At 63.8% G+C, this 23257-nt stretch carries 19 protein-coding genes and 2 pseudogenes; 15 read left to right on the top strand and 6 right to left on the bottom strand.

What is annotated here, in order from left to right; all coding sequences use genetic code 11:
• Window positions 1-72 precede the first annotated feature (72 nt).
• The gene (locus BO226_RS00355) at window positions 73-1281 is read left to right on the top strand and encodes a DDE-type integrase/transposase/recombinase (RefSeq protein ID WP_071934395.1); all 1209 of its coding nucleotides are present in this window, start codon (window positions 73-75) and stop codon (window positions 1279-1281) included.
• Here the strand turns inward: BO226_RS00355 and BO226_RS00350 are convergent.
• The gene (locus BO226_RS00350; protein WP_071934394.1) at window positions 1269-2366 is read right to left on the bottom strand and encodes an ISAs1 family transposase; all 1098 of its coding nucleotides are present in this window, start codon (window positions 2364-2366) and stop codon (window positions 1269-1271) included. The genes BO226_RS00355 and BO226_RS00350 overlap by 13 nt on opposite strands.
• A gap of 80 nt (window positions 2367-2446) precedes the next feature.
• Here BO226_RS00350 and BO226_RS00345 point away from each other — a divergent pair, with 80 nt between their 5' ends.
• The 9 genes from BO226_RS00345 to BO226_RS00295 all read left to right on the top strand — a co-directional run bounded on the left by BO226_RS00345 (window position 2447) and on the right by BO226_RS00295 (window position 13411).
• The gene (locus tag BO226_RS00345; protein WP_232238026.1) at window positions 2447-2896 is read left to right on the top strand and encodes an IS110 family transposase; all 450 of its coding nucleotides are present in this window, start codon (window positions 2447-2449) and stop codon (window positions 2894-2896) included.
• Window positions 2897-3067: 171 nt separating this feature from the next.
• Window positions 3068-4546 carry a class I adenylate-forming enzyme family protein gene (locus tag BO226_RS00340; RefSeq protein ID WP_071934393.1) on the top strand — a complete coding sequence of 493 codons (1479 nt, stop codon included), beginning with the start codon at window positions 3068-3070 and terminating at the stop codon, window positions 4544-4546.
• Between the two features lie 94 nt (window positions 4547-4640).
• The gene (locus BO226_RS00335) at window positions 4641-6488 is read left to right on the top strand and encodes a DUF3556 domain-containing protein (RefSeq protein ID WP_071934392.1); all 1848 of its coding nucleotides are present in this window, start codon (window positions 4641-4643) and stop codon (window positions 6486-6488) included.
• Window positions 6485-7912, top strand: a complete 1428-nt coding sequence (locus tag BO226_RS00330; RefSeq protein WP_071934391.1) for a phytoene desaturase family protein — start codon at window positions 6485-6487, stop codon at window positions 7910-7912. Before BO226_RS00335 ends, BO226_RS00330 begins: the two co-directional genes overlap by 4 nt.
• Window positions 7913-7916: 4 nt before the next feature.
• On the top strand, window positions 7917-8990 hold the full coding sequence (locus BO226_RS00325) for a PucR family transcriptional regulator (protein WP_198040592.1): 1074 nt from the start codon (window positions 7917-7919) through the stop codon (window positions 8988-8990).
• Between the two features lie 48 nt (window positions 8991-9038).
• Window positions 9039-10312, top strand: a protein-coding gene (locus BO226_RS00315; RefSeq protein ID WP_156354424.1) for an IS3 family transposase whose coding sequence is annotated in 2 segments (ribosomal slippage) — window positions 9039-9318 and window positions 9318-10312 — 1275 coding nt in all. Because the reading frame shifts where the segments join, the coding sequence is not laid out codon by codon here.
• Window positions 10313-10749: 437 nt separating this feature from the next.
• Complete coding sequence (gene ltrA, locus BO226_RS00310; RefSeq protein WP_232238025.1) at window positions 10750-11847, top strand: group II intron reverse transcriptase/maturase; 1098 nt, start codon at window positions 10750-10752, stop codon at window positions 11845-11847.
• A 39-nt stretch (window positions 11848-11886) separates the two neighbouring features.
• A protein-coding gene (locus BO226_RS00300) for an IS3 family transposase (protein WP_156895081.1) occupies window positions 11887-13064 on the top strand; the annotation gives its coding sequence in 2 pieces (ribosomal slippage) (window positions 11887-12171 and window positions 12174-13064; 1176 coding nt in all).
• Between the two features lie 56 nt (window positions 13065-13120).
• Window positions 13121-13411, top strand: a complete 291-nt coding sequence (locus BO226_RS00295) for a group II intron maturase-specific domain-containing protein (RefSeq protein ID WP_332260657.1) — start codon at window positions 13121-13123, stop codon at window positions 13409-13411.
• A 304-nt stretch (window positions 13412-13715) separates the two neighbouring features.
• Here the strand turns inward: BO226_RS00295 and BO226_RS00290 are convergent, their stop codons facing one another.
• Window positions 13716-14822, bottom strand: coding sequence for an IS630 family transposase (locus BO226_RS00290; protein ID WP_232238024.1), 1107 nt, complete (start codon window positions 14820-14822; stop codon window positions 13716-13718).
• 172 nt (window positions 14823-14994) lie between these two features.
• On the opposite strand from BO226_RS00290, the pseudogene BO226_RS27830 reads away from it, so the two are divergent.
• A pseudogene (locus BO226_RS27830) lies at window positions 14995-15264 on the top strand (transposase); the annotation flags it as partial.
• Between the two features lie 16 nt (window positions 15265-15280).
• On the opposite strand, the gene BO226_RS00280 reads toward BO226_RS27830, so the two are convergent.
• On the bottom strand, window positions 15281-16342 hold the full coding sequence (locus tag BO226_RS00280) for an IS110 family transposase (RefSeq protein ID WP_071934385.1): 1062 nt from the start codon (window positions 16340-16342) through the stop codon (window positions 15281-15283).
• A 267-nt stretch (window positions 16343-16609) separates the two neighbouring features.
• On the opposite strand from BO226_RS00280, the gene BO226_RS00275 reads away from it, so the two are divergent.
• Entirely contained in the window at window positions 16610-17443 is an 834-nt protein-coding gene (locus BO226_RS00275; RefSeq protein ID WP_071934384.1) for an IS3 family transposase, read from the top strand.
• Here BO226_RS00275 and BO226_RS00270 read toward each other — a convergent pair.
• Entirely contained in the window at window positions 17328-18323 is a 996-nt protein-coding gene (locus BO226_RS00270; RefSeq protein WP_232238023.1) for an ISAs1 family transposase, read from the bottom strand. The two genes, BO226_RS00275 and BO226_RS00270, sit on opposite strands and share 116 nt — an antisense overlap.
• Window positions 18324-18915: 592 nt before the next feature.
• Here BO226_RS00270 and BO226_RS00265 point away from each other — a divergent pair.
• A complete protein-coding gene (locus BO226_RS00265; protein ID WP_024103059.1) occupies window positions 18916-19320 on the top strand; it encodes an SRPBCC family protein in 405 nt (134 codons plus the stop codon).
• Between the two features lie 23 nt (window positions 19321-19343).
• A complete protein-coding gene (locus tag BO226_RS00260) occupies window positions 19344-19805 on the top strand; it encodes a PPOX class F420-dependent oxidoreductase (protein WP_071934383.1) in 462 nt (153 codons plus the stop codon).
• On the opposite strand, the gene BO226_RS27825 is transcribed toward BO226_RS00260, so the two are convergent.
• Both BO226_RS27825 and BO226_RS00250 read right to left on the bottom strand, forming a co-directional pair.
• Window positions 19747-19926 (bottom strand): ANTAR domain-containing protein, encoded by a 180-nt coding sequence (locus tag BO226_RS27825; protein WP_228044897.1) that lies wholly within the window; start codon window positions 19924-19926, stop codon window positions 19747-19749. The genes BO226_RS00260 and BO226_RS27825 overlap by 59 nt on opposite strands.
• 149 nt (window positions 19927-20075) lie before the next feature.
• Window positions 20076-21261: pseudogene (locus BO226_RS00250) on the bottom strand (acyl-CoA dehydrogenase family protein).
• Between the two features lie 125 nt (window positions 21262-21386).
• Between BO226_RS00250 and treS the strand changes: the two are divergent.
• Window positions 21387-23210, top strand: a complete 1824-nt coding sequence (gene treS / locus BO226_RS00245) for a maltose alpha-D-glucosyltransferase (protein WP_071934382.1) — start codon at window positions 21387-21389, stop codon at window positions 23208-23210.
• Window positions 23211-23257 lie beyond the last annotated feature (47 nt).

Raw genomic sequence — 23257 nt, 5'->3', positions numbered from 1 at the left:
TGCCTCAACTGAGAATGCGCGCGTGCGGTGCGCCTGCCGTGTCCGGCTCGGGCCGGGCGGTAGGTCCGAACGATGGGGCTGTCGATGAGTCAACGCAAGGCCGTGACCAAGACGATCGCGACGCGGTACACCCGGGCCGACAAGGCCGCCAAGGGTGTCATCCTCGACGAGCTGTGCGCGATGACGGGATGGCATCGCAATCACGCCCGTAAGGCGTTGACGCAGGCGCTGCGGCCCACACCGGTCAAGCCGCGCACGCCGAGACCACCGAAGTACGGTCCCGACGTGATTGCGGCACTGCGGTTCTGCTGGGCGGTGCTCGGTGCGCCGGCCGGTAAACGGCTCGCGGCGGTGCTGCCGGAGCTGGTGCCGACGCTGCGCAGGTTCGGCGAGTTGAGCATCGACGACGCCACTGCGGAGTTGTTGGTGTCGATGTCGGCGGCGACCATCGACCGTCGGCTGGCCGAAGACCGGCGCAGGCTCGATCCGAAGGGCCGGGCACACACCAAGCCGGGGTCGCTGCTCAAGTCGCAGATCCCGATCCGTACCTGGGCGCAGTGGGACGACGCGGCACCCGGGTTCGTGGAGATCGACCTGGTCGGACACGAAGGCGGCAACGCGGTCGGCGACCACGCCTACACCCTGACGGTGACCGACATCGCCACTGGCTGGACCGACAATCGGTCGGTGCCGAACAAGGCCCGTAAGTGGGTGCTCGCCGCGCTCGAGGAGATTGCCGGCATCCTGCCGTTCCCGATCCGCGGTGTCGACTCCGACAACGGCAGCGAATTCATCAACCACCACCTGCTCGCCTGGTGCGAGCAGCGGCAGATCACCTTCACCCGGTCCCGACCCGGCAACTCCAACGACGGCGCGCACGTCGAGCAGAAGAACTGGGCGATCGTGCGGACCGTCGTCGGCTACCACCGTTACGACACCCCGGCAGAGTTGTTGCTACTGAACAGGATCTGGGTTCTGCAGTCGAGTCTGTCGAACTACTTCTGTCCGCAGCAGAAACTGATCTCGAAGGTGCGGGACGGGGCGAAGGTGATCAAGAAGTACGACACGGCTACCACCCCGAAACGCCGCGCCGAGCAGCACGAGACGGTCACCGTCGAGGACAAGGCGATCCTCGCCGACACCTACGTGCGCCTGAACCCGGCGGCGATCCAGCGGCAGATCCAGGCGTTGACCGCCGAGCTGCTGACCCTGACCATCGCCAAGGCCGGTCCGGCCCCAGGGCCCCGGCAAAGTCGTGTAATTGCATGTCAGATGGTGTGAAGTAGCTCGATCGGCCGGTGTGGATCACGACTGTGATGCCGTAGGGCGGTAGCGATGCTGGCGTGGCCGGCGAGTCGGAGGATACCGACGACCGTGTTTCGAATGGTGGCCATGACCTGCGGCCCACTGCCGGTGCGGATGGCGCAGCGGTCCTCGTCGAACGTGACATCACGAACCCAGTGCAGCCGGTTCTCGATGCCCCAATGCCCACGAATCCATGCCGCGACCTGGGCTGGAGCCGCGCAGGTCATCGGCATCGAAGTGATCAGATAGACGACCTCGACACTCTTGCGGCCGTTTCTGGTGACGGTCCGGCGGACCTGCAGAACCTGCGTGGCGTGCGGGAAACCGAGACCGGCATCGACCTCGGTGGCCTTGATCGTGCGGCACTCCCGTCGTCCGTGACCACGACCCCTGATCGTTGATGAGACCGGAATATCGTTCCAGGGCAACGACTTCAGCAAGTTCCGCAGGGATCTCTGGTTGTTCTTGACGGTGAACACGTAGTGCCCGCCCCGTGAGGCGATGTACTCGGCGGTGACCCGCTGACAGTGCAACGCATCTGCGGTCACGACCACATCGGTGAGGTCAAGCCCGGCCAGGAGGTCGACGATCAGCGGGATCTCGTTCGTTTTCGCACCGACCTCGACCTGCCCGAGGACCACCCCACTGTTGTGGTCCATGGCCGCCAACAGGTGCGTCAGATGCCCGGCTGCATCCTTCGCCCCGCGCAGTGTCTTTCCGTCGCCCGCGATCACCCGGCGCCCGTCGACGACCCGGGTCCGCATCCAGGCCCATATCCCGATGACCTGGTCGAACACGCCTGCGTCGAGGCGTCCGAGGGTGCGGCGGATCGTCGATTCCGACCGTGGCCGGCCCTCGATGCCGAGTCGGCTCCGGACATCGTTCGGGGCGTCGTGCACCCATTCGGCGACCGCGGTGAACGATCTCGCGCCGGCGCACACCGCGGCCAACGCGACCGCCAGGATCACCGTCAACCGGTGCCGAACCCCGCGACGCGCTCGCGGATCGGGGACCAGATCGAGCACCTCGAGGATCCCGGTGTCCGACACCGGAACAGACATGGGCGAAGATGGAGCTGCGGGCACGACTCGTTCCTGGTTGTGACGATTGTGTAGGAACTTGAATCATCACCGAGACGGTCGTGCCCGCCCCAATCCACGTCCCTGATCGTGCGCCATCCCACCTTGAAACCGCAGGTCAGCTGGTCTTACTTACGACTTTGCCGAGGCCCTGCGGTTGCACCGCGTTGACCGCAGCGAAGATCATCGGTGAGACCGCCGGTATCGACCGGTTCCGTTCCAAGGACTCCTTCGCCCGGCATAACGGAACTGCACCGCGACCGGTGTGGTCGTCGAATCATGCTCGACATCGACTCTCACGCACGGGAAACCGACAACTCAACGCCGCGATACACCGGATCGCGCTCACTCAGGCGCGTTGCCATGAGGACGCACGCGTTCTGTTGCCTCGCCGGAAGGCCGGCGGGGATGGCGGGATGGAAGCACTCCGCGTCCTCAAACGCAGATTGTCGGATGTCGTCTTCCGAGCGATGGTCGCGGACCAATCATCACTTATAAACCTTGCCGCTTGACAGAGGAGCTAGAGACAGTCCCGCATTGCGGGCCAATTGAATTACTTCACTCCGCGGGTTGTCACTTGGGGACAACAACCTACGCAGAAATCGGCTTTGGGGGCCGTATCTTCCGGATGAGTTTGCCTCTAGTGTCATGGATCACAGCGCTTTGGAGAGGTGATTCAAGTCGTGTCAGGTGTCGGATATTTCGCGTGGAACTTCGCTGATCGGGTCGACGATCCGTGTGTTCGTGACGACCAGGTGGAGCTGTCCTATGGACAGTTCGCCGGGCGTGTGGAGGCTTTCGCGTCCCAATTGCATGAGCTCGGCGTCGGAGCCGGGGATGTCGTCGCAGTCATGCTCTCCAACCGCGTCGAGCTTCTCATTGCAGTAATGGGGGCATGGAGGATCGGTGCCGCCGTGACTTTGATCAATCCGGCGTTCACGGAAGCCGAGGCGCGGTACCAGATCGAGGACTCCGGCGCAGTGATGATCCTCAACGAAGGATCTGATTCGCCTGCTTGTGGGCGTAAGGCCCTCGCAGTCGACGATATCAACACGACGCCTGTCCCTGGGTGGCCGGCATCTGGGGAGCCGACGACTGAAGATGTTGCCCTGCTGATCTACACCTCTGGTTCGACGGGGCGACCGAAGGGCGTACAGCTCACGCACGCGAACCTGCAGTACATGGCCGGGGTCTTCCAGAATCAGCTGCAGTTGACCGAGCGTGATCACTGCCTCCTGATCCTGCCCCTGTTCCATGTCAACGCGATCTGCGTCAGTTTCCTCGCGCCGATATTGGCTGGGGCGCAGCTCAGCATCACGGGTCGGTTCTCGGCTCGTCGCTTCTTCGACGACGTCACCCGGTTCAAGCCGACATACTTCTCGGCGGTGCCGACAATTTATGCGTTGCTGGCATCTCAGCCTGAGGACACGACTGTCGATACGACATCATTGAGGTTCGCAGTGTGCGGTGCGGCACCGATCTCGAAGGAACTACTCGAGCGTGTGGAGGCACGATTCGGACTGGTTGTTCTCGAAGGATACGGCCTGACAGAGGGAACTTGCGCGTCGACCTGCAACCCGTTGCACGGCATTCGCAAGCTCGGCACCGTGGGCCCAGCCCTTCCCGGTCAGCAGATCGCGATCGCCGGACCATCCGGCGAGCACCTGCCGGTGGGCGCCACCGGTGAAGTTCTGATCAAGGGTCCGAATGTGATGCAGGGTTATTTCGGGCGTCCGGAGGAGACTGCTCGCACGGTCGTTGATGGTTGGCTGCACACCGGCGATGTCGGACGGCTCGACGAAGACGGCTACCTGACGCTCGTCGACCGCATCAAAGACATGATCATTCGAGGCGGGGAGAACATCTATCCGAAAGAAATCGAAAATTCGTTGGCAACCCATCCTGCGGTCCTCGAGGCCGCAGTGATCGGGGCTCCACACGCGACATACGGTGAGGTTCCGGTCGCCTACGTGGTTGCCTACCCCGATCGGGATGTCACCGAGTCCGATCTTCTCGCGCATCTCTCCGAGCAGTTGACGCGAGTGAAAGTCCCCGAACGGGTCCATCTCGTCGAGGCACTGCCGCGCAATCCTGTCGGAAAGATCGACAAACCAGGCCTTCGGAACCAGGCGGCTACAGCCCTGCCGGCCACTGCCGGCTGAGCTCGCACCCATCGCTTTCGCGCTCACCCTCGGATCCATCGGGTCCCCGAGGTGACGACCCGTACCCTTCACACCCTTCAAGGAGTGATCCCCGATGGGATTCAAAACCGGAAACTTCCCAGATGTAGACCCTGCGACCTTCCGCGACAACCCGTTTCTCGACCGTGTCCGCGCCATGTCCACGCACTGGGTTGACTACGGCTTCGGCACGCCGAAGATGGTGCACACGATCTACATCATGAAACTGCTCGTTCTGTACATCGGCGCCGGAACTGCGGTCGCGACCCTCACCTCCGGGCTTTCGTGGCTTGATCCGTTGTCGTGGTGGAACCAACCGATCGTTTACCAGAAACTTATTCTGTGGACGATGCTGCTCGAGATCCTCGGCCTCGGTGGCTCATGGGGGCCGCTTGCCGGCCACTTCAAGCCGATGACCGGCGGATTCCATAACTGGCTCAGGCCGAAGACGATTCGTCTCGCCCCGTGGCCAAAGAAGGTGCCCGGCACCGCAGGAGACACTCGTTCGATCTTTGACGTCCTGATCTATGCCGCGATCCTGGTAAATCTGACCGTCGCGATCGTCCTTCCAGGTGTAACCAGTTCCGTGCTGACCGGCGTGCTCTCCGACAACGCCGGCCTGGTCCGACCGACGGTCCTCTACTCGCTGATCGTGTTGTACGTCGTGATCGGGCTGCGCGACAAGGTCATCTTCCTGGCCGGGCGCAGCGAACAGTACCTGCCCGCAGTGGTGTTCTTCACCTTTCTCCCGTTCGTCGACATGATCATCGCTCTCAAGCTCCTCATCGTTGTCGTATGGGTAGGTGCCGGCGTCTCGAAATTCGGACATCACTTCTCGCTAGTGATCCCGCCGATGCTCAGCAACACCCCGTGGCTGAGCTCGAAGACAGTCAAGCGCGCGCACTACCGCAACTTCCCGAACGATCTGCGACCGTCCAAATTGGCCGGTGGTGTCGGGCACGTTCTCGGCACGATGGTCGAGATCGCCACCCCGCTGCTCCTGCTGTTCTCCACCAACCGGACAATCACCCTGCTGGCTGTGCTGCTGATGGTGGCCTTCCATTTGTTCATTGCTTCAACGTTCCCCCTCGCGGTGCCGCTCGAATGGAACCTCTTGTTCGCCTATGCATCGGTGTTCTTGTTCTGGGGATACCCGAACTGGGAGGGCTTCGGGGTGTTCGACATGTCTTCCCTCTGGCTGACCGCGCTGATTGTGGCCGCTCTGTGCCTGTTCCCGGTGCTGGGTAACCTGCGACCCGATCTAGTTTCGTTCCTGCCATCCATGCGTCAGTACGCCGGAAACTGGGCTTCGGCCGTGTGGGCGTTTGCTCCTGGAGCGGAGGACAAACTCAACACCCATATCGTGCGAGGCGCGAAGAACACCTACACACAGCTGCTGGAGACCTATCCTCCGGATGTGGCGGATGTGGTGATGCACCAGTTGGTGGGCTGGCGTTCGCTGCACAGCCAGGGTCGCGCATTGCTGTCGCTGATGGTGCGTCATCTGGGGGCCGACATCGATCGCTACGACATTCGCGAGGCAGAGTTCTCGTGCAACTCGATCGTCGCCTTCAACTTCGGCGACGGCCACTTCCACGACGAGAAGCTCATCGCCGCGATTCAGAAGCGCTGTCATTTCGCACCGGGAGAGTTCACCGTGGCATGGATCGAATCGCAGCCTATTCACAAGGCAGTCCAGGAGTACGTCGTGATCGACGCCGCTCTCGGTGTGATCGAGCGGGGCACCTACAGGGTCGCCGATGCCATTGCGGAACAGCCGTGGTTGCCGAACGGGCCCATCCCGTTCGATGTGCAGTGGACGCATCCTGAGTACACGCGTCAGACCGGCTCCGTGACGGAGCTGCTGCCCAGCCCGGCTGAGCGCAAACCTGCTTCGAACCGTGACCTGGACCGGTCCCTGTGAGCACAGCGGTCATCGTCGGTAGCGGGCCCAACGGGCTCGCTGCCGCGGTCCACCTTGCCCGCCAGGGCGTCGAGGTTCAGGTCTTCGAGGCCGCCGGCGAGATCGGTGGCGGGACGCGATCGGGAGAGCTGACGCTGCCGGGACTGATTCATGATCACTGCTCGGCGTTTCATCCGATGGGTGCGGGGTCGCCATATCTGGCGACCCTGGGTCTCGAAAAGTACGGACTGCGGTGGCGGTATCCCGAGATCGACTGTGCTCATCCTCTCGACGAAGGGGATTCCGGTCTGCTGTACCGGTCCGTCGATGCCACGGTCGACGGATTGGCCGAAGACGGTCCGCGGTGGCGTCTGCTGCTGTCCGATCTCGCCTCCGGCTTCGATGCGCTCGCCTCGGACCTGATGCGTCCGGTGCTCAACGTCCCGAAGCATCCACTGCGGTTGGCGACGTTCGGACCGAGGGCACTGCTACCGGCCACGGCCAGCGCCAGGTTGTTCCGCACCCGCAAAGGTCGGGCGCTGTTCGGTGGCGTCGCGGCCCACGCCTACACGCGCCTGGACAGGCCTGCAACCTCCGCTGTGGGTCTGATGATCGCCGCCGCAGGGCATCGCTACGGGTGGCCGGTCGCGGAGGGCGGATCGATGTCGATCGCCACAGCGCTGGCAGCGCAGCTCGCCGATCACGGCGGAAAGATCTACACCGGTGTCCACGTACGGAACGTGAAGGACCTGCCACAGGCCGATCTACTGCTCCTCGACGTAGCGCCGGGGGTTGCACTGAGTCTTGTCGGCGACCAGATGCCGGCACGAGTAGCAAAGGCGTACGGCAAGTTCCGTCATGCTCCGGGCGCGTTCAAGATCGACTTCGCGGTGAACGGGCCTATCCCGTGGACAGACCCGTTGTGTGGCCGAGCGGGGACGGTGCATCTCGGTGGCGATTTCGACGAAATCGTGCGATCCGAACGTGAGATCGCGAGTGGCCGCATGCCGGATCGGCCGTTTGTCCTGCTCGGTCAGCAGTACGTGGCCGATCCCGCACGATCGAAGGAGGGCGTGAATCCGGTGTATGCGTATGCACACGTCCCCGCCGGCTACACCGGCGACGCGACCGACGCGATCATCGGGCAGATCGAACGGTTCGCGCCCGGCTTCCGCGATCGCATCCTCGCGCGCACCGTGGCGTCGCCGACTGACCTGGCACGCGACAATCCGAACCAGGTCGGAGGTGACATCATCGGCGGTGCGAACGCCGGACTGCAGGTAGTCTTCCGCCCCCGAATGTCCTGGAATCCCTACAGCCTCGGAGTTCCGGGAATGTACCTGTGCTCAGCCTCCACCCCACCGGGTGCCGGAGCCCACGGAATGTGCGGTTTCAACGCTGCACAATCCGCCCTGCGGTACCTGCGCAAGACGGGACGGCTTTGAGAACATGAGTCCCACGGAGAGACGTGACAATGGGCGAGAACCGTCTCGACGACTCGCTCGATTATTACCGGGTGTCAAACCCGAGACGCTGGAGATCGTCGCCGCTATCGCGCGTGAAATCACCGAGAATCAGACTCGGCTGGTGCGGAAGATAACCGATCTGCTCGCACGCGAGATCGAGAATCTCGATGCCGACCCCCAATTGGTCGAGCTCCTTGAAGCGAGTGTGCACGGAAACGTCTCCACGATCCTGCACGTGCTCACCAACAACATCCCCGTGGAACACCTGCAACCGACCACCGCGGCGGTCGAGTACGCGATACGACTGGCACAGCGTGACGTGTCCTCGCACTCACTCGTGCGGGCCTACCACATGGGTCAGGACCTTATGATGAAGACGTTCTACGACGAGGTCGAGGCACTGTCTTTACCAGGTCCCCAGTCGATGGCCGTGACCAAGCGCATCTCGGACGTTTGTTACACCTACATCGACTGGATCACCCTCTATGTCTTCGAAGCGTATGAGCAGGAACAGAGACGTTGGTTCGGGGCGCAGGGCAACCTGCATTCCTCGACCATTCATGCTCTGTTGAACGGCACCGACTACTCATCTGAGACATTCGAGTCGGAGGTGGGATACGTTCTGGGGCAAACGCACGTGGCAGTGATCGCCTGGAAGGCAAGTGCGCCCGACACCGCGGATCTCGGACAACTCGACCGTTGCGTGCGGGAGCTCGCTCGCGACCTGCGTGCGGACGGAACACCTATTGTTACCGCGATCGACCGGAGCACCGTGTGGGCCTGGCTGCCTTTCGGAGGGCGCCACCCCTTCGTAGACGCCGACGCACTGTCCCCTCGAGTCCCGGAGGGAGTTCGGGTCGTGCTCGGTCTGCCGGGAACCGGAGTTACCGGATTCCGCCGATCGCACGAACAAGCCCGTACCGTCTACTCGGTGACCAGCCGGTTGCTCACACGCGGCGCCCCGGTCACCAGTTTCGGCGATCCCGGCGTAGCAGTCGTGGCATTGCTCGCGGACAACCTCGAGTCCACCCGTGCCTGGGTCAGAGACCTACTCTGATCCCTCCCGGGATTTCCGGAGGGCTCCTCTCAAGGGAGGATGAAACCTATGGCAGCAGGATCGAAGCGGTACTCGGCTGAGTTGAAGCGAGACGCCGTGGACATGGTGGCCCAGTTGGTGGCCCACGGGTCGGCGGAGTGGCCGGCGATGCGCAAGACCGCAGATCTGTTGGGGGTGACCTCGGCGGAGACTGTCCGTCAGTGGGTTCGTAAGGCCCCGGCCGCTGATGCGGAAGGCGCCTCGAGGGCCGACAACGAGGAGATCCGCAGGCTCAAACAGGAGGTCGCCGAACTCAAACGGGCCAACGGCATCCTGAAAGCGGCGTCGGTTTTCTTCGCGGCCGAAATCGACCGGCCACACCGGTAATTGTGGACTTCATCCGCACCCACCAGGGACATCGGGTGGGTGCGGATGGTCTTATCTGGGGTGTCGATTCGATGTGCGCCGTGCTCTCTGAGCACGGCTGGCGCATCGCCCCGTCCACATACTACGACCACATCAACCGCGGGCCGAGCGCCCGTATGCTCGCTGACGCGCAGGTCATCGATGCGATCTTCATGCTCCGCAAGAACAAACCCCTGACCCGCGTTCTGGGCTCACGAAAGACATGGATAATGCTGCGCAGCAACGGATTAGATGTCGCCCGTTGCACGGTTGAACGGGTCATGCGGGAGATGGGATGGCACGGCGCGATCAAGAAGAAACGGGTGCGCACGACCATCCCTGACGCGGCGGCCAAGCGGCCGACGGATCTGGTCGACCGGCAGTTTTATGCCGCGGCACCCAACCGCCTGTGGGTGGCCGATTTCACCTACTGCCGCACCGAATCCGGTTGGGCGTACACAGCCTTCGTGACTGACGTGTTCGCCCGCAAGATCGTCGGCTGGAAGGTGGCCACGGAGATGACGGTGAACTTGGTGACCGATGCGATCAACAATGCGATCGACAACAGAAAACGTTGCGGGGTAGTCGATTTGAGCAAACTCGTCCATCATAGCGACGCCGGATCGCAGTATACTGCCATCGTGTTCGGGCAGCGATTGGCCGAGGAAGGGATCGCGGCCTCTATCGGCACCGTCGGGGACAGTTTCGACAATGCCCTGGCCGAATCGGTGAACTCGGACTACAAGAACGAACTGGTCGACAACCAGCCCCTGTTCCATGGAGCCACTGAGTTGTCGCTGGGCACCGCCGAATGGGTGGCGTTCTACAACCGAGAACGACCACACAGCTACTGCCACGACCTCACCCCCGACCGGGCAGAGCAACTCCACTACGATCGCATGCGCACCCTCAATCCGGAGGAAGCGCTCACACCATGAGCTCTCCGGAAACGCCGGGAGGGATCAGTCCGCAGCATGAAGCGAAGCCTGCGGCGTCGTTAGAGGTCCCCGCCCTTGGGTGGGGGTGAAGAGAGAGCCGAGCCGCCGAAATCACGGTGAAGGCCATGGAAGGCACCGAAGACCTGGAGATGCAGGTGCCGAGGAACTCTCCGGCGTATGGGGCGTGGAACGTATCGACAGTGGCGGCGGGAACTGGAGAGGCCCTCCCCGGCCCGACGATCTGCGAGATGCCGCTGAGCGGCGTGGTCGTCGGAAGCGGTGACGCTCTATAACCAGTGATCCTGGGAAGTGAGCTGTCGGCCGGAAGGGAGTCGGAGGCGGTCGTAGCACCGATCGAGCCCACAGGACAACACAACCTGGGGTGAGGGAAGGACCGCTACGTGTGTCGATGCGTGCTGATGTGAAGGAGGTGCCCGGTGAGTGCCGTCAAGACTAGTCCCGCCGCGAGTGGATCTGCTGTCTTGGATCCGGTGCGTACCTTGCAGCACACGCTCTACCGGACAGCCAAGGCTGATCCCGATAGACGGTTTCATGTGCTGGGGGACAAGATCATTCGCAGTGATGTCCTCATGCGTGCGTGGTTCCAGGTGCACCGCAATCAGGGTGCATCTGGTGTCGACCGCATCACCGTGGACCAGGTCAAGGCGTACGGGGTGACCCGACTGCTCGATGAACTGGCCGCCGAACTGCGGGAGGGGCGTTATCGTCCGTTGCCGGCGCGTCGGGTGTTGATCCCGAAGCCTGGAACGAATGAACAGCGTCCGTTGTCGATCCCGGCAGTTCGTGACCGCATCGTGCAGGCCGCGACCAAGATCGTGCTCGAGCCGATCTTCGAGGCGGACATGCGCGACTGCTCGTTCGGGTTCGGTCCCAGGAGGGCGGCGCACGACGCGCTGCAGGTCCTCGTCGACGAAGCGTGGAGGGGGCGGCGGTGGGTGGTGGAAACGGATATCGCCAGTTGTTTCGAGGCGATTCCGCATGATCGGTTGATGCAGGCGATCGAGGAATGCGTCTGTGATCAGTCCGTGCTCAGGCTGCTGCGCGCGATGTTGCGGGCGGGAGTGATGAGCGACGGAGTGGTGCGCAAGGCGGTGACCGGAACACCGCAGGGCGGCGTGCTCTCTCCGATGCTGGCGAATGTGTATCTGCACCAGATAGATCGGGTGTGGGATGTACGTGAGCACGGAGTGCTGGTCCGCTACGCCGACGACGTGGTGGTTATGTGCCGGACCCGACAACAGGCCGAGGACGCGCTCGCGCATTTGACGGTCCTGCTGGTGGAGTTGGGACTGACCCCGAAAGCGAGCAAGACCAGGATCGTGCACCTGACCGAGGGTGGGGAAGGCCTGGATTTTCTGGGTTTCCATCATCGGTGGGTGCGCAGTCAGGGCCGCACCGGTGCGAAGGGAATCGAGTTCCTCGCTCGATGGCCATCGGACAAAGCGATGACACATGCCCGGGAGTCGATCCGTCGGTTGACGGTCGGGACTGCTGCACGGATAGGTGACATCTGATCTGTGGTGCCGCAAGGCACTGCTGGAAGGATGTGCCCTGTGCCGAAGCCGTATCCCAAAGAGTTCCATGACGACGTCGTCCGTGTTGCCCGTGGCCGTGAGCCCGGTCAGCAACTGAAGCAGATCGCCGCCGATTTCGGGATCAGCGAGTCCTGCCTGGCGAACTGGATGAAGGCCGCCGACGTCGAGGACGGCGTCAAGCCCGGAACCACCGCCAGTGAGAACGCCGAGCTGCGCGAAGCCCGGAAACGGATCCGGCTGCTCGAACAGGAGAACGAGGTCCTGCGTCGCGCCGCGGCATATCTGTCGCAGGCGAACCTGCCGGGAAAATGATGTACCCGCTCGTCCGTGAGTTGGCCGTTGACGGCATCCCCGTCGCGGTGACGTGCCGGGTCCTCAAAATCGCGCGCCAGCCCTACTACCGGTGGCTCGCCGACCCGGTGACCGCTGCCGAACTCGACGAGGCCTACCGGGCCAACGCCCTGTTCGACGCCCACCGCGACGACCCCGAATTCGGGTACCGGTTCCTCGTCGACGAGGCCGCCGACGCCGGCCAGACGATGGCGCAGCGCACCGGGTGGCGGATCTGCTCAGCCAACAAGTGGTGGAGCTCGTTCGGCAAGAAACGCGGCACCAAACACGTCCGTTCCGGGCCGCCGGTCCACGACGACCTCGTCGCCCGCAACTTCACCGCCGATAAGCGGAATCGATTGTGGCTCACAGATATCACCGAGCATCACACCGGTGAGGGCAAGCTCTACCTGTGCGCGATCAAGGACGTGCACTCGAACCGGATCGTCGGCTACTCCATCGACTCGAGAATGAAAGCCCGACTCGCGGTCGACGCCCTCGACTCCGCCGTCGCCCGCCGGGCCGCGGCCGGAGATCAGGTCGCCGGCTGCATCGTCCACAGCGACCGCGGATCGCAATTCCGGTCCAGGAAATTCGTCCACGCTCTCGGCCGGCACGCGATGGTCGGATCGATGGGCCGAGTCGGCGCCTGCGGCGACAACGCCGCCATGGAATCGTTCTTCTCACTGCTGCAGAAGAACGTCCTCGACCGCCAGCCCTGGGCGATCCGGAACGAGCTCCGGATCGCGATCATCACCTGGATCGAACGGACCTACCACCGCCGCCGACGCCAAGCCAGGCTCGGCAGATTGACCCCTGTCGAATACGAGACCATCATGACCACACCAGCCACTCAGGCTGCGTGACCGAACCTGTCACCTGATCGTGCAGCAGTCCCGTCCGGTCCCGGACGTTGCTGAGCGTGACCGCGATCGTGGGATCGGTGAACCGATTCCTGCGTGGATGGGCGGGATACTTCTGTTACGGAAACTCGTCTGCGAGGTTCGCCAAGATCAGGGGCTACGCCTTGATGCGGTTGGCGGGATTCATCGCTAAACGCCACAAACGTAGTAGAGCTTATGGTCGGGCGGTGGTGTTCGGTGCCTCCGACGACCAGCTCGGCCTGATCCGCTTTGAGGGAACTATCTATGCCCCCAGGCCCTTTCGGGACTGGCGGAGGAAGACGAATGTTGGCGGTGAACGACCTCGGTGAGCCGTGTGCGGGAGAACCGCACGCACGGTTCGACGGGCGGGAGCTGGAAACGGAGCACCCTGGATATGGTCGGGAAGAAGAACAGCAGGCCGGGAAACCGATCTGCTTCTGCGGCTTCACGACCTACGTCCCGGAACTGCCACCGCGCCAGCTCCCGACCTACACGAAAATAACGAGCCGACCGAGTGTCGAAAGCAAAGAATGGTGCCCTGAACTGCGAAGATATGGCTTGTCTAAGGTCATGTCCGCAACAGTTCGCGAGGCACCATTCCGGTGAGCAAGTCTACGTCCCCCTAGTGGCTCGTCACGCAACCTTGGCCGGGTAATGCGGGTACTCGGTCCACGACCGGATCGGTGAGTCGGGAGCGAATCGGGTTTTCGGTTCGGCACGGGCATTGCGCCACCGCATATACGCCCCGATCGCAGTGTTCTGCTCGGTGTGGCTGCGGTGATCGGTGCCGTTGAGGGCGAAGTACCGCAGTGCCGCGAATTCGGATTCGATCCAGTTGAGCCACGACCCGTAGGTCGGCAAAAACACCAACTCGACGTCATGGTCCTCAGCCCACCGGCGGACGGTCAGGTGCCGGTGCGGGGAGAAGTTGTCGAGCACGACATACAACTTCTCCCCGGGCCACCTGGCCCGCAACATCTTGAGCAGCTCGAGGAACTCGCCGGCGCGTTTACGTGGCTTGATTCGGTAGTACATTCTGCCGCTGGATAAGTCGAGCGCGGCGAGCATGTGCATCACGCCGTCGTAGCGGTGATACGTCGCCCGCAACCGAAGCGGAGACGTCGCCGGCCGCCACGATTTCCCTTTACGGGGTTGCAGGTTCAGCGGCCCGAATTCGTCGACGCAGACGACCCGCCCGTCGGCTGGCGGGGTGTCATACAGCTTGAGGATCGCGTGCATCTTCGACAAAAAATCCGGGTCGGTCGAGGCCTTCCACGTCGTGGTCGACTGCCAGGTGACCTTGCCCTTGCGCAGGATGCGGCGCAGCGTCTCACGACTGATGGCCGGCACGATCTTCTGCGCGATCAGGTGCTCGGTCAGCTTGGTGAGACTCCAGGTGGAGAACGCGGTGATTTTCCAATCGGAGGGGGACGTCCGGGCGATCAAGCAGATCTTCTCGCGAGTCTGCTCATCGATCGTCTTCGGACGTCCCCCGTTCCATTTTGGGTGCAACGCCTCGAATCCCTGCTCGTTGAACGCATGGATGACATCGCGGACGTAATCGTCGCTGACCTGCATCAACGAGGTGATGTCCTTGACGGTCTGGCCTTGGGCGGACATCAGCACCACGATGGCTCGTCGTAGCTTGATCGGGTCCTTGGCGGTGCGGCTGATCTTCTGCAGCCGTCGCCCTTCCTCCATGGTCAACGATCGGACGAACACGCTGGGTTGACGTGCCACGACCACCTCCTTGTCTCGACTCGGAGACAGTCTGCCGTGGACGTGTCGGTCAGCCGCGGATTACCCGGTCAACAATCCGTGACGAGCCACTAGCATGTCCCCTGTGAGTAGGTCCGGGTTGTTCTAGAGTCCTGATTGCCCTGGTGAGGGCGAAGAAGGGACGATAGGAATCATGGCGGGACGCAAACGTCACTCGGCGGAGGACATCGTGCGCAAGCTGCGCCGGGCCGACGAGTTGGCCGCGGAAGGCAAGAACGGTGAGGAAATCGCCGCAGCGCTCGAGGTGTCGGCGGCGACGCTGTACAACTGGCGGCGCCAGTACTCCGGCATGGATGCCGATGCGGCGAAGGAACTCAAGGAACTGCGGGAGCAGAACAGCCGGCTCAAGCGATTGCTCGCCGATGCCGAGTTGGAGAAGGACGCGCTGCGGGAGATCGCGAAGGACGCTCCTACAGATGTCAAGTGATCAATGCGCGGTAATCGTTTCGGAGGGCGGTGAAGACTTCCCGGGCAAGATAGCGCTTTTGGCAGCGGATGATCTCAGGCATCGTTTTCCCCTCTGACGTGCGGCGATCGGCGTAGGCGCGGGCCGTGGTGCTGTACCGGAGGCGGACGATGACGCCGGTGTGCAGTGCCTGGTTGGCGCATCTGTCGCCGCCGCGGTGGAGACGATGGCGGTTGGTCTTGCCAGATGATGCGGGAATCGGTGCGACGCCGCAGAGGTGCGCGAAGGAGGATTCCGATTTCAGTCGACCCGGGTTGTCTCCGACGGTGACCAGTAGCACGGCTGTTGTGTCGGGGCCGAGCCCGAAGACGGCTGACGTTCTGGGAGCCACTTCGTCGACCAGTTTGGCGAGGTGTCTCTTGAGTTCACTTGCTTCTCTACGTAATTCACGTGTCCTTCTGGCGAGTGAGCGTAGCGCCAGAACTGTCGCGTGGGTAGGGTCCGTCAGTTGCGTGGCGTCAGCTTCGAGTGCGATACAGGCATCGAGCAGCGCGGTAGTGCTATGTCCGCGCAGCTGTGTGCGCAGCTCGTCCGGTGCGGTGACGATCAGTCCGCGGAGGGCGTTCATCGATGCGGTCGCGGCTTTGACGGCGCTGGATCTGGCGACGCGGAGCGCACGGATTGCTTCGATGGGTCCGTCGCCGTGTTTGGGTTCGGAGAGTTGGTGACGGGCGAGAACCGCGCGTGCTGCGGTTTCGGCGTCGATGGGATCACTCTTGCCCTTGTTTCGGCGGAGTTGGCGGTTCGGGCGCGGCACTTCCAGGACGCGGATGTTGTGTCGGTGTAGATGGCGGGCGATGCCGGCGCCATAGGAGGAGGTGCCTTCGATGCCGACCGAGATGGGTTCTCCGTGCTCGTACATCCAGGTTGTCAGTTCCTGGTATCCGGTTGGGGTGGCGTCGAATCGACGGTGTTCGACAAGAATTCCGGTATCGGTGATGACGGCGGCATCATGGGTGTCGGCGTGGGTGTCGATGCCGCAGTAGATGCGTTGCTGACTGGCGGGCTGTGTCACGTAATGGCCTTTCCTCGGGAGGGGCGGTGGCGCGAGGTTCGGACAGGCCAGTGACGAGCCGATGGGGCCGGCAGGCTCCTATAAGGTCACGAACATCGCGTGCTCCACTGTGGTGTTGTGGTGGCCCGCCAGCGGTCGGGTCGACGGGTCCTTCGAAAGGCACTTCGATGGCCAGGAAAATTCCGGGTCAGGCCGTCCCACCAGCGGGTTGTTCTCATTATCCACTGGAAAATTCTGAGCCCGACCGCCAAACGCGCCGCGATCACCATGCTCACCGACACCATGCAGATGTCGGAGCGGTTCGCGTGCAAGGTCGTTGGGCTCTCCCGATCGGTTTACCGGCGGTTGCCGTTGGCGCAGACATCAGGCGACCCGGACGCTGATCTGCGCGCAGAGTTGCGCAGGTATTCCCGCAAGCATCCGCGGCACGGGTTTCGGCGAGCATGGGCGTGGCTGCGCTACGACCAGGGCATCGAGGTGAACAAGAAGAAGATCCACCGCCTGTGGAAAGAAGAAGGATTGCAGGTCCGGCGTGCTCCACGCCGCAAACGTGCCGGCCTGTCCTCCGTTCCGGTCGTCGACGCGGATGCTCCGAATGTGGTGTGGGCATTAGACTTCCAGTTCGATTCGACCGTCGACGGCAAGACGGTGAAGATCGCGTCGATGGTCGATGAACACACTCGGATGTCGTTGTTGAACATCGTGGACCGCTCGATCACCGCCGGGCGGTTGATCGAAGGCTTGGAGAAGGCGTTCGCGATGTGGGGTGGGCCGCCGCTGGTGCTGCGGATGGACAATGGGCCCGAGTTCATCTCGGAAGCGCTCCGGGACTTCTGTGCTGGGTCGGTGGGGGTGTCCTACATTCCGCCGGGTACGCCGTGGAACAACGGGTTCATCGAGTCGTTCAACAACCGGCTGCGCGATGAGTGCCTCAATCGAAACTACTGGCCCACCTTGCTCGAGGCCCGGGTGGTGATCGAGGATTTCAAGGACGACCACAATCACCGGCACCGTCATTCGGCACTGGGGTACAAGACCCCCGCCGAGTACGCTGCCGGATGCACCCACCGGCACCAGCCGGTGACGTGCGAGATCGACTGATCGACTGCACGTAGGAACCGGCTCTAGAACCGCCCGGACCGACTATCGGGGACCTGCCAATCAGATAGACGACCTCGACACTCTTGCGGCCGTTTCTGGTGACGGTCCGGCGGACCTGCAGAACCTGCGTGGCGTGCGGGAAACCGAGACCGGCATCGACCTCGGTGGCCTTGATCGTGCGGCACTCCCGTCGTCCGTGACCACGACCCCTGATCGTTGATGAGACCGGAATATCGTTCCAGGGCAACGACTTCAGCAAGTTCCGCAGGGATCTCTGGTTGTTCTTGACGGTGAACACGTAGTGCCCGCCCCGTGAGGCGATGTACTCGGCGGTGACCCGCTGACAGTGCAACGCATCTGCGGTCACGACCACATCGGTGAGGTCAAGCCCGGCCAGGAGGTCGACGATCAGCGGGATCTCGTTCGTTTTCGCACCGACCTCGACCTGCCCGAGGACCACCCCACTGTTGTGGTCCATGGCCGCCAACAGGTGCGTCAGATGCCCGGCTGCATCCTTCGCCCCGCGCAGTGTCTTTCCGTCGCCCGCGATCACCCGGCGCCCGTCGACGACCCGGGTCCGCATCCAGGCCCATATCCCGATGACCTGGTCGAACACGCCTGCGTCGAGGCGTCCGAGGGTGCGGCGGATCGTCGATTCCGACCGTGGCCGGCCCTCGATGCCGAGTCGGCTCCGGACATCGTTCGGGGCGTCGTGCACCCATTCGGCGACCGCGGTGAACGATCTCGCGCCGGCGCACACCGCGGCCAACGCGACCGCCAGGATCACCGTCAACCGGTGCCGAACCCCGCGACGCGCTCGCGGATCGGGGACCAGATCGAGCACCTCGAGGATCCCGGTGTCCGACACCGGAACAGACATGGGCGAAGATGGAGCTGCGGGCACGACTCGTTCCTGGTTGTGACGATTGTGTAGGAACTTGAATCATCACCGAGACGGTCGTGCCCGCCCCAATCCACGTCCCTGATCGTGCGCCATCCCACCTTGAAACCGCAGGTCAGCTGGTCTTACTTACGACTTTGCCGAGGCCCTGGGTCCGGCCCGCGTCCCCGCCGTCACGGCAGTCGCCACGCGCGCATCATCGGATGAGGCAACGAAGCAAACCTCGCGCGCATCTTGACATGAGGCAATAGGACCGCCCCCGCACGGGAACGAAGAGGTGCCCCGTCAGGGTGGGGCCCGTGGGCAGGACGACACGCCCGAAGGTCGTGCTCAGCACCCCGGCAGCGGCGAGCCCGAAATAACCCCCGACCCTCGTCGGACCGGTCTGCTCCAGTAGCGCTCCGAGGGCGAGGAAGACGAAGACGAAGACGGCGAGGAGTACCGAGAAGGTGACGAAGGGGGCCGCGCCGATCCGGGTACCGGCTGAACGCCGTCGCTCCGAAGACGTTGCGCTTCAGGAACTCCCACATTCCGACGGCGATCGACCTCCCGAACTTCTAATGTGGCGAGCATGAGCACGCACGTCGTCCGCAGCCGCCATGTCGCTCGGGTCGTCCGATGCCCACCGCGCCGGGTCTACGAATTCGCCGCGGATCCCGACAACCTGCCGAAGTGGGCGGCCGGTCTGGCACAAAGCGAGGTGCGGCGGATCGGCGACGCCCTCGTCGCGGACTCCCCGATGGGCGAGGTCACCGTGCGGTTCGTCGGCGCCAACGATTACGGGGTGCTCGACCACGAGGTGACACTGCCGTCGGGTACGACGGTGCACAACCCGATGCGGGTACTCCCCCATCCGGACGGTGCCGAAGTCGTCCTCACCGTCCGGCAGATCGAACTGACCGACGACGAGTTCGACCGCGACACGCGCATGGTGGAAGAGGACCTCGCGCGACTCGCGGCGCTCCTCGAGTCGTGACCCTTCGGAACAGGAGAACGTGAATGGCCCGCAAGATCGCCACCAACACCGCAGTCGGCCTGCAGGAACTGCTGGACTTCGTCCGGCCCCGGCACCGAATGATCCTCATGACGCAACGCGACGACGGCACACCGCAGGCCTCCCCCGTCACCGGCGGCGTCGACGACCGCGGACGCATCGTGATCGCGACCTATCCCCGGCGCGCCAAGACCCGCAACGCCCGCAGCCGGCCCGAGGTCGGTGTCGTCGTGCTGTCCGACGACTGGAACGACGCGTGGGTGCAGGTCGACGGAACCGCGGAGGTGATCGATGCCCACGACGACGTCGAACCGCTCGCCGAGTACTTCCGCAACATCGCCGGGGAACATTCGGACTGGGACGAGTACCGGCAGGCCATGCGCGATCAGCGCAAGTCGCTGATCCGGATCACCCCGACCCGCTGGAGCCCGGTGGCCACGGGAGGCTTCCCACCCGAACTGGCATAGATACCTCACCGCCCGCGTCGACCACGTGCCCCGCGATCCGTCGCAGGGGCACGTTGCGTTCCTCGGACAACTTCCGGAGCAGGACGAACGCATCGTCGGCACCCACCGCGAAGCGTTCCATGAGATCACCCTTCGGACCGCGCGCCGCTCGACCGCTCCCTGTTGCCGACCTCCCCCCGATGCCACGCCACATACTTGCATCGACCTCCCGGCGTGCCGAAGAACCCTAGTGCGAAGAGCAGGTCGCATCGGTCACGAGCGGCCGGCGGTCTACCGCCACGGCACGCGTTCCGGGTCGCGCAGCATCCGCCGTGCCGTGGACATCCGGTGCACCTCGTCGGGGCCGTCGTAGATACGGGCGTAGCGCGCCCGCCGGTACATCCCCTCGAGCGGCGTGTCGGCGGTGAGACCGAGCGCCCCGTACACCTGGATCGCACGGTCGACGACATCGTGCAGCATCTGCGCGCCGCGGAACTTGATGAGCCCGATCCGGACCCGGGCGTCCTCCCCCGCATCCATCACCCGCGCGGCGTCCAGCGTCATCAGACGGGCGGCCTGGATGTCGGCGGCGGATTCGGCGATGTAGCGCTGGATCTCACCCTTCTCGGCGAGCAGCGATCCGTTGGGCGAAGCGGGAGTTGGCGCGCGCACACATGAGTTCGAAGGCCCGTTGGGCCTGGCCGAGCCACCGCATGCAGTGGAAGATCCGTCCCGGCCCGAGCCGGTCCTGCGCGACGACGAAGCCGTTGCCGCGTTCACCGAGCACGTTCTCCTCGGGAACGCGCGCACCGTCGTACCGCACCTCGTAGTGATCGCTCGGGTCGTGCCCCATCGTGGGGATCGCCCGCACGATCTCGAGTCCGGGGGTGTCGATGGGCACGATGATCGCGCTGATGCTGCGGTGCAGCGGAGTCGACTCGGGTTCGGTCCGGGCGAAGACCGTGCAGTAGCCGGCCTGCGCGGCGCCGGTGGTGAACCACTTGTGCCCGTCGATCACCCATTCGCCGTTCTCGAGCCGGGCGGTGGTCTGCACGAGCACGGGGTCGGATCCCGCCACCTCCGGCTCGGTCATGCCGACAGAGGGCAGGATGTCGCCGGAGACGAGCCCTGGGATCCAGCGCTCGCGTTGTTCGGCGGTGCCGTGCCGCTGGATCATCAGGGCGTCCTGCATGGACACCGATCCCACCGCGAGCTGACCGTACTCGGAGCGGCCGATGATCTCGTTGAGGTAGACGAAGTCGAGGAAGGGAACCCCGCCCCCTCCCATCTCCTCGGGATGCCCCAGAGCCCACAGCCCGAGTTCCTTCGCCCTGGCCTTCAGCCCGACGAGCGCCTCGGCGGCCTTGTCGTCGTGACGGCTCAGGACGGGTTCGAGAGGAATCACCTCGTCGTCGATGAACGAACGCATGCGGGTGCACAGCTCGGCCACCCGCCCTTCGGGCCGGTTCGCAGTCATGCCCGCCAATCTATCGGCGCACACGTGCACTCACATAGCGTTCCGTCCGGTCCGGGTGTGGAAATCCGTCCGCCGGGGCATTCTGGGGCGAGTCCATCCTGCGACGCGACGAGCACGGAGGTGCCATGCCGGATCCGTCCGACCGAGTACCCGAATACGAACACACCGAAGACGGTCATCTCGTCGAGAGCCGGGCGGAGGACTTCGCCCATGCGCGCAGCCTGCCCGTCGACCCGGACTGGTTCAAGACCGCGGTGTTCTACGAGGTTCTCGCCCGCGCTTTCAACGACTCGAACAACGACGGCACCGGCGACCTACGGGGGCTGACCGAGAAACTCGACTACATCGCATGGCTCGGCGCCGACTGCATCTGGCTGCCGCCCTTCTACGATTCACCGCTCCGCGACGGCGGCTACGACATCCGCGACTTCCGGGCGGTGCTACCGGAATTCGGCACGGTCGAGGACTTCGTCATTTTCCTCGACGAGGCGCACAAACGCGGTATCCGCGTCATCACCGACCTCGTCATGAACCACACGTCCGACACGCACGCGTGGTTCCAGGAATCCCGGAGCGACCCCGACGGGCCGTACGGCGACTTCTACGTGTGGTCGGATGTCGACGACCGATACCAGGAAGCCCGCATCATCTTCGTCGACACCGAGACGTCCAACTGGACGTGGGATCCGGTGCGCAAGCAGTACTACTGGCACCGGTTCTTCTCGCACCAGCCCGACCTGAACTACGACAACCCCGAAGTACAGGACGCGATGCTCGACGTCCTGCGGTTCTGGCTCGATCTCGGCATCGACGGGTTCCGCCTCGACGCGGTCCCCTATCTGTTCGAGCGTGAGGGGACCAACTGCGAGAACCTCCCCGAGACGCACGCCTTCCTCAAGAAGTGCCGTGCGGTGATGGATGCCGAATATCCCGGCCGGGTGATGCTGGCGGAGGCGAACCAGTGGCCCACCGACGTCGTCGAGTACTTCGGCGAACCCGAGATCGGCGACGAGTGCCACATGGCTTTCCACTTCCCGCTGATGCCGCGCATCTTCATGGCGGTGCGGCGACAGAACCGTTTCCCGATCTCGGAGATCCTCGCCCAGACCCCGCCGATCCCGAAGACCGCCCAGTGGGGCATCTTCCTCCGCAACCACGACGAGCTGACCCTCGAGATGGTGACGGACGAGGAACGCGACTACATGTACGCCGAGTACGTCACCGACCCGCGGATGCGCGCGAACATCGGCATCCGCCGTCGTCTGGCGCCGTTGCTGGAGAACGACCGCAACCAGCTCGAGCTCTTCACCGCTCTGTTGCTGAGCCTGCCGGGCTCCCCCGTCCTGTACTACGGCGACGAGATCGGCATGGGCGACAACATCTGGCTCGGCGACCGCGACGCGGTGCGGACCCCGATGCAGTGGACCCCCGACCGCAACGCGGGCTTCTCCCGCGCCGATCCGGGCCGGTTGTACCTGCCGGTGATCATGGATCCCACCTACGGGTACCAGGCGGTGAACGTCGAATCGCAGATGAACTCGACGAACTCGCTGTTGCACTGGACGCGGCGGATGATCCAGGTCCGCAAGCAGCATCCGGCCTTCGGTGAGGCCTCGTTCACCGAACTCGGCAGCGCGAATCCCGCGATCCTGTCCTATCTGCGCGAGATGTTGCCCGGCCCGGAACGCAACTACAGCGACGTCATCCTGTGCGTGAACAACCTGTCGCGCTATCCGCAGGCGGTCGTCCTCGATCTGTCGCGCTTCGCCGGGTGGATCCCGGTGGAGCTGACCGGGTCCGTCCCGTTCCCGACGATCACGGAGGAGGGTTACATGATCACCCTGCCCGGTCACGGATTCTTCTGGTTCGCGCTGCAACCCGATCCGTCCAAGGAGGGACCGGGCGAACACCCGGTGAGCAGCGAAGCGGAAGCGGCGGTGCAGCCGTGACGACCAACAACGAGCTCTACCCGGACGAACGGCTCGTCGAGGATCTG

The organism is Rhodococcus sp. 2G (assembly GCF_001886355.1).
Classification (GTDB): domain Bacteria; phylum Actinomycetota; class Actinomycetes; order Mycobacteriales; family Mycobacteriaceae; genus Rhodococcus; species Rhodococcus pyridinivorans.
Note: the sequence above shows the minus strand (reverse complement) of the source record. Positions and strands in the feature narration are given on the sequence as shown.

Coding starts and splice junctions, on each gene's coding strand:
- BO226_RS00355 (WP_071934395.1), top strand. CDS start 73: ATGGGGCTGTCGATGAGTCAACGCAAGGCCGTGACCAAGACGATCGCG.
- BO226_RS00350 (WP_071934394.1), bottom strand. CDS start 2,366: ATGTCTGTTCCGGTGTCGGACACCGGGATCCTCGAGGTGCTCGATCTG.
- BO226_RS00335 (WP_071934392.1), top strand. CDS start 4,641: ATGGGATTCAAAACCGGAAACTTCCCAGATGTAGACCCTGCGACCTTC.
- BO226_RS00325 (WP_198040592.1), top strand. CDS start 7,917: ATGAGTCCCACGGAGAGACGTGACAATGGGCGAGAACCGTCTCGACGA.
- BO226_RS00275 (WP_071934384.1), top strand. CDS start 16,610: ATGCTCACCGACACCATGCAGATGTCGGAGCGGTTCGCGTGCAAGGTC.
- BO226_RS00270 (WP_232238023.1), bottom strand. CDS start 18,323: ATGTCTGTTCCGGTGTCGGACACCGGGATCCTCGAGGTGCTCGATCTG.
- BO226_RS00265 (WP_024103059.1), top strand. CDS start 18,916: ATGAGCACGCACGTCGTCCGCAGCCGCCATGTCGCTCGGGTCGTCCGA.
- BO226_RS00260 (WP_071934383.1), top strand. CDS start 19,344: ATGGCCCGCAAGATCGCCACCAACACCGCAGTCGGCCTGCAGGAACTG.
- BO226_RS27825 (WP_228044897.1), bottom strand. CDS start 19,926: ATGGAACGCTTCGCGGTGGGTGCCGACGATGCGTTCGTCCTGCTCCGG.
- treS (WP_071934382.1), top strand. CDS start 21,387: ATGCCGGATCCGTCCGACCGAGTACCCGAATACGAACACACCGAAGAC.